General features: G+C 64.6%; 9 protein-coding genes. 4 read left to right on the top strand and 5 right to left on the bottom strand.

Annotation, left to right across the window (positions count from 1 at the left end; all coding sequences use genetic code 11):
* A partial coding sequence (locus EN884_RS16135) for a COX15/CtaA family protein (protein ID WP_245491938.1) occupies window positions 1-723 on the top strand: 723 nt, incomplete at its 5' end.
* Between the two features lie 25 nt (window positions 724-748).
* Here EN884_RS16135 and EN884_RS16130 read toward each other — a convergent pair.
* Genes EN884_RS16130 through speB form a run of 3 tightly spaced genes read right to left on the bottom strand, consistent with a single transcriptional unit; the run spans window position 749 to window position 3552 of the window.
* A complete protein-coding gene (locus EN884_RS16130) occupies window positions 749-1591 on the bottom strand; it encodes an aminoglycoside phosphotransferase family protein (protein ID WP_199489656.1) in 843 nt (280 codons plus the stop codon).
* On the bottom strand, window positions 1588-2514 hold the full coding sequence (gene argC, locus EN884_RS16125) for an N-acetyl-gamma-glutamyl-phosphate reductase (protein WP_013532212.1): 927 nt from the start codon (window positions 2512-2514) through the stop codon (window positions 1588-1590). The genes EN884_RS16130 and argC overlap by 4 nt, the downstream gene beginning before the upstream one ends.
* Window positions 2515-2544: 30 nt before the next feature.
* Window positions 2545-3552, bottom strand: coding sequence for an agmatinase (gene speB, locus EN884_RS16120; protein ID WP_013532211.1), 1008 nt, complete (start codon window positions 3550-3552; stop codon window positions 2545-2547).
* A 123-nt stretch (window positions 3553-3675) separates the two neighbouring features.
* On the opposite strand from speB, the gene EN884_RS16115 reads away from it, so the two are divergent.
* Window positions 3676-4884, top strand: coding sequence for an acyltransferase (locus tag EN884_RS16115; protein ID WP_013532210.1), 1209 nt, complete (start codon window positions 3676-3678; stop codon window positions 4882-4884).
* A 96-nt stretch (window positions 4885-4980) separates the two neighbouring features.
* The gene (locus EN884_RS16110) at window positions 4981-6039 is read left to right on the top strand and encodes a glycerophosphodiester phosphodiesterase family protein (RefSeq protein WP_013532209.1); all 1059 of its coding nucleotides are present in this window, start codon (window positions 4981-4983) and stop codon (window positions 6037-6039) included.
* 51 nt (window positions 6040-6090) lie between these two features.
* Here EN884_RS16110 and EN884_RS16105 read toward each other — a convergent pair whose 3' ends face one another.
* Window positions 6091-6978: an aldo/keto reductase family oxidoreductase gene (locus tag EN884_RS16105; protein WP_063167782.1), complete on the bottom strand. Its 888-nt coding sequence runs from the start codon at window positions 6976-6978 to the stop codon at window positions 6091-6093.
* Between the two features lie 90 nt (window positions 6979-7068).
* Between EN884_RS16105 and EN884_RS16100 the strand changes: the two genes are divergently transcribed.
* Entirely contained in the window at window positions 7069-7968 is a 900-nt protein-coding gene (locus EN884_RS16100; RefSeq protein ID WP_013532207.1) for a LysR family transcriptional regulator, read from the top strand.
* Window positions 7969-8161: 193 nt separating this feature from the next.
* Here EN884_RS16100 and rpsI read toward each other — a convergent pair.
* Window positions 8162-8416, bottom strand: a 255-nt coding sequence (rpsI, locus tag EN884_RS16095) for a 30S ribosomal protein S9 (RefSeq protein ID WP_128360626.1), incomplete at its 5' end; no start/stop codon positions are given.

Here is an 8416-nt window from a genome sequence, read left to right as displayed (position 1 = left end):
ATCTGGATCAGCGCCAGCAGCACGATGAAGCCGGCCAGCCTCTGCGTCGACCTATCGGCGGCAGGCTCGGAATGCGGCGCCATCGGCTGGTGGATGGTGGCCTCTGGCCTGGTCGACCGGGTCTCCGTCAGCCAGTACCGCCTGGCGACCCACCTGACCCTTGCCGCACTGATCTTCACCGCCACCATGGTGGTCGCGCGCGGGTTGGCGCCGCATTCCGAGCCTGCCGCCGATAGGTCGACGCAGAGGCTGGCCGGCTTCATCGTGCTGCTGGCGCTGATCCAGATCTATCTCGGCGGCCTGGTCGCCGGGCTCGATGCGGGTCTGAGCTACAACACCTGGCCGCTGATGGACGGCAAGATCATTCCCGGCGATCTGCTGATCCTCGAGCCGGCATGGCGCAACTTCTTCGAGAGCCCGAAGACGGTGCAGTTCGTCCATCGGCTTGGCGCTTACACGGTATTCGTCGTGGCCTTGTGGCACATGATCGCCACGCGCCGGCGGCTGCCAGGCTCGACGCATGCGCGCCGCGCGACGCTGCTGTTTCTACTGGTGCTGGTGCAGGCCTCGATCGGCGTCGGCACGCTGCTCATGCATGTGCCGTTGCATATGGCGCTGACCCATCAGGGATTTGCGCTGATCGTGCTGGGCTTTGCAGCAGCCCATTGGCGCGGCACCAAGGGCGCCTATCCCTTGCCGACGGGAATAGCGCTCAGGGGCTGATCCCGAGCCGATCTACTGGGTCGGATCAGAAGCTTGCCCGCACCGCCCGGATCGCCTTGACGATCGACAATTCGCGATTCTCCTCGACCGCATTGTCGTCCTCGTGATGCCAGGACGCCGACAGGCATCCATAGGCAATGGCATGATCGAGGATAGCGGTCGGTGTCTGGCTCAGTGTTCTGGCAAAGATCTCGGCCATATCAGCGATCCGCTTCGGATCGAGGCAGAGATCGTCCCGGTCGAGCGGGTTGTAGAACATGTTCGCCGCGTCGAAGCCGGGATCGCCGAGCACGCCCTTCGGATCGATCGCCAGCCAGCCGCGCGGCCCGTGCAGGATGTTTTCGTGATGCAGATCGCCATGCAGGGGCCTGATGTCGTGCGGATCGGCCAGCAGCCGCTCGGCGATGACGGCTGCCTCGACATAGAGGCTGTCAAGGCCGGCGTCGCGATCGGTATTCGCCTTGTCGAACAGGCTGGCGAAGCGTTCCCGGAGCGGCTGAAGCTCGGGCGGGTAGGGGGCTTTCCCCCGTGAAAACAGTTTTGCCATCAGCTCCGCCGCGATTGCGGTCGCGGCAAAGTCGCCCTGTTCGTCGAGAACCTGCTGCAGCAGGGTTTCACCGGCATATTCGAGCAGCATGCTGTGGCCGTCGCGGCCGAGCAGACGCACCGCGCCTTCGCCGCGCCGCCAGGCGAGATAGTGCTCTCCGCGCAACTCGTCGGCGACGTCATCGAAAGGCTTCAGCGCCTTGACGATCGCCGGCGATCCGTCTTCGCGCAAAACCTTCCAGATGCGGCTCGAAAAGGTCTCGGCAACGAGTTCGGGCGCGCTGACTTTCCAGCGCGCCGGAAAGGCTGGCGTGTCCATCAGAGGCCGAGCATCAGATCCATGTTCTGGACGGCGGCACCCGAGGCGCCCTTGCCGAGATTGTCGTAGACCGCCAGCAGCAGGGCCTGCGCCCGTTTGTCGTTGGCGAAGACATAGACCTTCATCCGGTTGGTGCCGTTGTAGATCTCCGGATCGATCTCCGGCATGCGCTCCGAATGCGCATAGGGCGCCACCTCGACCACACCGCCCTTGATGGCGGCGAAATGGTCGGCAATCGCCGCATGCAGCTCCGCACCGGTCGGCACATGGTCGAGGCCGCCGAGTTGCAATGGCACCACGGTGATCATGCCTTGCGCGAAATTGCCGACCGCCGGCTGCATGATCGGATCATGCGACAGCCTTGCATAGGCCCTCAATTCCGGCACGTGCTTGTGCTGCAGGGTGAGGCCGTAAGGCAGGAATTCCGAGGCGTCCTCGCCCTTGGCGACGTAGTCCTCGATCATCGGCCGTCCGCCGCCGGAATAGCCCGAAATGCCGTTGACGGTGATCGGAAAATCGGCCGGCAGCAGGCCTGCTGTGACCAGCGGCCGCAGCGTCGCGATCGGTCCCTGCGGCCAGCAGCCTGGGTTGGCGACGCGCTTTGCCGAGGCAATCGCCTTTGCCTGGTCCTTGTCCATCTCGGCGAAACCATACGCCCAGCCCTCCGCCACGCGATGCGCGGTCGACGCATCGATGACCCTGGTGGTGTCGTTGGCGATCAGCGAGACGCTTTCCTTCGCCGCGTCGTCGGGCAGGCACAGGATAGCGACATCGGCGGCATTGAGGAACTCGGCACGTGCCGCCGTTTCCTTGCGACGCTCGGTGGGGATGGAAATGATCTCCAGATCACCGCGCTCGGCAAGCAGCGCCCTGATCTGCAGGCCGGTGGTGCCGTGTTCGCCGTCGATGAAGATTTTCGGTTTCATGGGTTGTTCAAATTCCCTGAGTTTTCAAGACTATATGCCCTGACCCTGAATCACTGCGGCACCATTGTGATTGCCGTTGTTCAGCTCTTCAAGCCGGGCTTTCCGTTCAGCAAGCAGACCGAGATATTGCATGGCCACCATCGAGCCGGCGATTGCCGTTATATCGGCGTGATCATAGGCCGGCGCAACCTCTACGACATCGGCGCCGACAATATCGATCTGGTTGAGCTGGCGCAGAGTCGACAGGATCTTGGCCGAGGACGGGCCGCCGGCAACCGGCGTGCCTGTGCCGGGCGCATAGGCCGGATCGAGGCAGTCGATGTCGAAGGTGAGATAGGTCTTCTTGCCGCCGGTGCGGTCGACAATGGCGTAGGCAATGTCGGACGCCCGCATCTCCTCGATTTCATGGCCATGGAGGATCTTGATGCCGAACGTGTCGGGCGCATGGGTGCGGATGCCGATCTGGATCGACCGGTCGGGATCGATGATGCCTTCCTTGACGGCGCGACCGACGAAGGAGCCGTGGTCGATGCGCTTGCCGTCGTCCGGCCAGGTGTCCTGGTGGGCGTCGAACTGCACCAAAGCGAGCGGACCATGGATGGCGGCATGCGCCTTGAGCAGTGGCCAGGTGACGAAATGATCGCCGCCGAGCGTCAACAGGAAGGCGCCTGATTTGAGGATCTTCGCCGCTTCGCGCTCGATCGTGCCGGGCGTCTTCTGATGGTTGCCCGAATCGAGCAGGCAATCGCCATAGTCGACGACCGCCAGATGCTCGAACAGATCGCGTGAAAAGGGATATTGCGGGTCGTTGTCGAGGATCGCCGAGGCACGGCGGATCGCCTGCGGCCCGAAGCGGGCGCCAGGCCGGTTGGTGACGGCGGCATCGAAGGGAATACCCCACACCACCGCATCCGCGCCCTTCACGTCCTTGGTGTATTTGCGCCGCATGAACGACAGCGCGCCGGAATAGGTCGGCTCGAACGCGGCGCCCGTTTTGGAACGGGCGGTGAAGGCGTTGTCGATGGTGTGGTTCGCCATTACGGATCCTCGTTTTTCATCGGGTTGCAACAACTACAGAACCGGCACGGAAGATGCCAGTCATAGCTTGGCGAGACGGAATGGCGCTGCCCGAGTGCCACGGCAAGACAGGATTGTATCATCATGACGCAGACCGCGTTTCTCAACCCCACCCGTGCCGCGGCGTCGACCCACACCGGCACGGTCGCCGGCGAACGCTTCCTGGTCCTCGATTCGTGGCGCGGCATCTGCGCGCTTCTGGTGGCGCTGTTTCACTTTCCTACCGGTTCGACGATTTCGCAAAGCGCCTTCATCGGTTCGTCCTACCTGTTCGTCGATTTCTTCTTCGTCCTTTCCGGCTTCGTCATCGCCAGCAGCTACGGCGATCGGCTCAACCAACCGGGACAGGTCGCGCGTTTCGCCCTGGTCCGTTTCGGCCGCATCTACCCGCTGCATCTGCTCATGCTTGCCGCCTTCGCCGGTTTCGAGCTGCTGCGGCTGATGCTGCCGCAATTGCACGGCACGGGGGCTGCCCCCTTCACCGGCGGCTTCGACCTCAACAGCCTGCTTGCCAATCTCCTTCTGCTGCAGGGTGTCGGCTTCGAGGATCAATTGACCTGGAATGCGCCGAGCTGGAGCATTTCGGCCGAGTTCTTCGCCTATCTCCTGTTTGCCGGCGTGGTCTTCGTCGCCGGCGTGCGCGCCTGGATATGGTTCGTCGCGGCCGCCGTCACCGCGCCGCTGTTCCTGCTCGGCTTCTCGACCCATCATATGGATGTGTCCTTCGATTTCGGCTTCATCCGTTGCCTGTACGGCTTCTCGCTCGGCGCCTTGCTGGCCTGGTTTCAGCATGATTCCATTGCAGGGGCGCGACAGGCTCTCGCCAGGGGCGGCCCGCGGATGGACTGGACCCTTGCCGAAATCGTCATGGTGGCCGTCATCGTGCTTTTCGTTTCGCTGGCGGGCGACAATGACTTCGGCATCGCGGCACCCCTGGTGTTCGCGCTGGCGCTGTTTCTGTTCGCCCATGAGGGTGGCTGGATCAGCGCCTTGCTCAGAGCCCCGTTCATGCTGACGCTCGGCGCGCTGTCCTATTCGATCTACATGGTCCACATCTTCGTCCAGGCGCGCCTGATCAACGTCGCGGGGCTCGTCGAGCGCAAGCTCGGCCTTGGCCTGATCGGCGACTTCATGCTGCGCGGCCAGCCTGCCACCGGCTTCGGTGCCGGCTGGACGGGGGCGGTGGCGATCGTCGTCATGCTCGCCGCTACCATTGCCGCCTCCTGGATCACCTGGCGTTTTGTCGAGATGCCGGCCATGGCGTGGTTCCGCAGGCTCTCGAAACGCATCTGACGCACCTGCTGCGAGTATTCCGCTAGCCGGCTTCGTTCACCCAGATGTCACGGGCGTCGCCTATCCGGGTGTCGATCCGGCAAGGAGCGATTCTCGATGCGGACCATCTGGCTGAGTTTTCTGCTTTACACGGCCGTGGCAGCCGCCTCTGGCCAGGCCTTGGCCGGCGAGACCCGCGCCAGACAGATCCTCGACCGCTTCGAGCATGCCAACCAATGGCGCGATCACGTCATGGTGGCTGCGCATCGCGCCGGCAGCATGCAGGCCGGCAAGACGCTCTACGCGGAAAATTCGATTGCCGCCGTGGAGGGCTCGATCGCCATGGGCGCCGAAATCGTCGAGGTCGACATCAGGCGCTCGAAGGACGGCGAGTTCGTCGTCATGCATGACAGCTGGCTCGACCGCACCACGACCTGCAAGGGCGAGGTGGTCATGTACACGCTGGCCGAACTGAAGACATGCCGGCTGGTGGTCGAGGGCACCGGTGCGGCGACAAGTGAAACAGTCTCGACGCTGCACGAGATGCTGATGGCGACCAGAAACCGCATCCTCATCAACCTCGACAACAAGCTCGACGTCGGCGCCCTCCCGGGCATGATTGCGGTCGCTCGCGGTCTCGGCATGGCCGAACAGGTCATCGTCAAGGAGAACCTGTGGAATTCACAACGGATTTCCACGGTCAAGGCCGCCATGGAGACCATTGGCGGCGGCTTCCAGTTCATGCCGATCATCGCCGATGACGCGGTGCATGACGCCGGTTTCGCCGGGACGGTCGACCGCGCCTTCTCGCCGCGCGCGATCGAGTTGATCAACTGGCGGGCAGGCGCCGAGACGCTGACCGAGACGGGCGGGCCGCTGTTCAGCACGCGCATGCGCGCGGCCGCAGTCAGGGGCAACTGGCACATCTGGGCCGACACCTACGCCATCGCCAACAAACCGGGCGGCTTCCTCGCCGGCGGCCGCGGCGACGAACTGGCGGTGCAGGCCAGCCTGCCGCGCGAAAGCTGGGGTTTCTGGGCCGATCGCGGCGCCACCATCATCCAGACCGACGAGCCGAAGGCGGCAATCGACTGGCTGGCCGCGAATGGTTTTCGCGTGCCTTATGCCGACGAGGCGCGGCCGGTTGAGCCGGCGAATACGGCGAGCATCAATTAAGCGGCGGCTGACGCTGCCAATCTCCCTCACGAGGGGGGAGATTGGTTAGCTTCAAGCCGCTAGCGCCACGCCGTCCAGTTCGCTAAGCGCATCCTGTGGCAATTCCAGTTCAGCCGCAGCGAGGTTCTCCCCGAGATGCCCGACCGACGATGTGCCGGGGATCAGCAGGATGTTGGGCGCGCGGCGCAGCAGCCAGGCGAGCGCGACCTGCATTGGCGTGGCGCCGAGGCGCGCCGCGATTTCCGACAGGGTGGAGGATTGCAGCGGGTTGAAGCCGCCGAGCGGGAAGAACGGCACATAGGCGATGCCATCGCGGGCAAGATCGTCGATCAGGGCATCGTCGCCGCGATGCGCCAGATTGTACTGGTTCTGCACGCAGACGATCTCGGCGATCCCCCGTCCTTGCGCGATCTGCGCCGGCGTCACGTTGCTCAGCCCGATGTGCCTGACCAGACCCTGTTGTTGGAGCTCGGCCAGCACGGTAAGCGGCGCTTCGATCGATCCTTCGGCGGGGCCATGGGTATCGAACATGATGCGTAGGTTGACGACGTCGAGCACCTCGAGCCCGAGATTGCTGAGATTGTCGTGTACCGCCTGGGTGAGCGCTTCCGCGGAAAAGGCCGGCAGCCACGATCCATCCGCGCCGCGCCGGGCACCGATCTTGGTGACGATGACGAGATCTTGGGGGTAGGGCGCCAGCGCCTCGCGGATCAGCCGGTTGGTGACGTGCGGACCGTAGAAGTCGCTGGTATCGATATGGTCGACGCCTTGCGCAATCGCCTCGCGCAGCACGGCCAATGCCGCGTCATGATCCTTGGGCGGCCCGAACACGCCGGGTCCCGCGAGTTGCATGGCACCGTAGCCGAGCCGCTTCACGGTGCGGCTGCCAAGCTTGAAGGTGGCGGGGGCGAAGGTGCCGGATTGTTGGATGTTGGACATGATTGATCTCCTTGAGGAGGCAGAGATAGGCGCTGCCCAACCTCGTGATAATCCGGTACAATCCACACAGGCCGTGCGGAATGGCGAACAATGATGGACCTCAGCGATCTGAATGCTTTCGTGGCGGTGGCGCGCGCCGGCGGCTTTCGCGACGGCGCGCGTGCGAGCGGCGGCAGCGCCTCCGGCCTGAGTGAGGCGGTGCGTCGCCTGGAAGTGCAGCTCGGTGTCAGGCTGTTCAACCGCACGACGCGCAGCGTTGTCCCGACCGAGGCGGGCCTCAGCCTTCTGGAGCGGCTCGGCCCGGCGCTGTCGGAGGTGGAGGCGGCGCTGGACGTGGTGAACGGCTTTCGCGACAGGCCGGCTGGCTCGTTGCGTCTCAACGTGCCGGTCAGTGCTGCGCGGCTGATATTGCCCGATATCGTGCCGGGTTTCCTCGCCGCCTATCCCGGTATCCGGCTGGAGGTGATCGCCGACGAGAACTTCGTCGACGTGCTGGCGGCCGGCTGCGATGCCGGCATCCGCTATGACGAGCGGCTGGAGCAGGACATGATCGCGGTGCCGATCGGACCGCGCGTGCAGCGTTTCGCCACGGCCGCCAGCCCTGCCTATCTTGATCGCCATGGCCGCCCGCAACACCCGAGCGACCTGCTTGGCCACTCCTGCGTGCGTGGGCGCTTTGCCAGCGGTGCGATGCTGCCCTGGGAATTCGAGCGAGACGGCGAGGTGGTGCGGGTCGATCCGACAGGCCCCTTGATCGTGCGGATCGGCGGGGCGACGGATCTTGCCGTCGACGCGGCTATTGCCGGCACCGGCATCATCGGCCTCTTCGAGGGCTGGCTGCGCCCTTACTTCGACAGCGGCGCTCTTGAGCCCGTGCTCGAACCGTGGTGGCAGAGTTTTCCCGGACCGTTTCTCTATTATCCCGGCCGGCGCCTGGTTCCGGCCCCGCTGCGGGCGTTCATCGACTATATCAAGGGCGGCAAGGCCTGACCTGTTTCCGGCGCCGTCACCCCACCCGGCGCTCCGCGCCGACCTTCCCATTGAGGGGAGGTAGGGCGCCGCGCTCTTCTAGCTCCCCTTGATGGGAAGGTCGCGCCGTAGGCGTGGGTGGGGTGACTGCCGAGCCGCAAACAAAAAGGCCGCCCGGAGGCGGCCTTTTCGATTGTCTGAAGCTGCGAAGTGCTTAGCGCTTGGAAAACTGGAAGCTACGACGGGCCTTGGCCTTGCCGTACTTCTTGCGCTCGACGACGCGGCTGTCGCGGGTCAGGAAGCCGCCCTTCTTGAGCACGGCGCGCAGCGTCGGCTCGTAGTAGGTCAGCGCCTTGGAGATGCCGTGACGCACGGCGCCAGCCTGGCCGGAGAGACCGCCGCCGACGACTGTCGCGACGATGTCGTACTGGCCGGCGCGGTTGGAGGCGATGATCGGCTGGTTGAGGAT

Origin of the sequence: Mesorhizobium sp. M7A.F.Ca.AU.001.01.1.1, from assembly GCF_004022735.1 — a bacterium.
GTDB classification, from domain to species: Bacteria; Pseudomonadota; Alphaproteobacteria; order Rhizobiales; family Rhizobiaceae; genus Mesorhizobium; species Mesorhizobium ciceri.
This window is presented reverse-complemented; position numbering and strand designations above follow the sequence as displayed.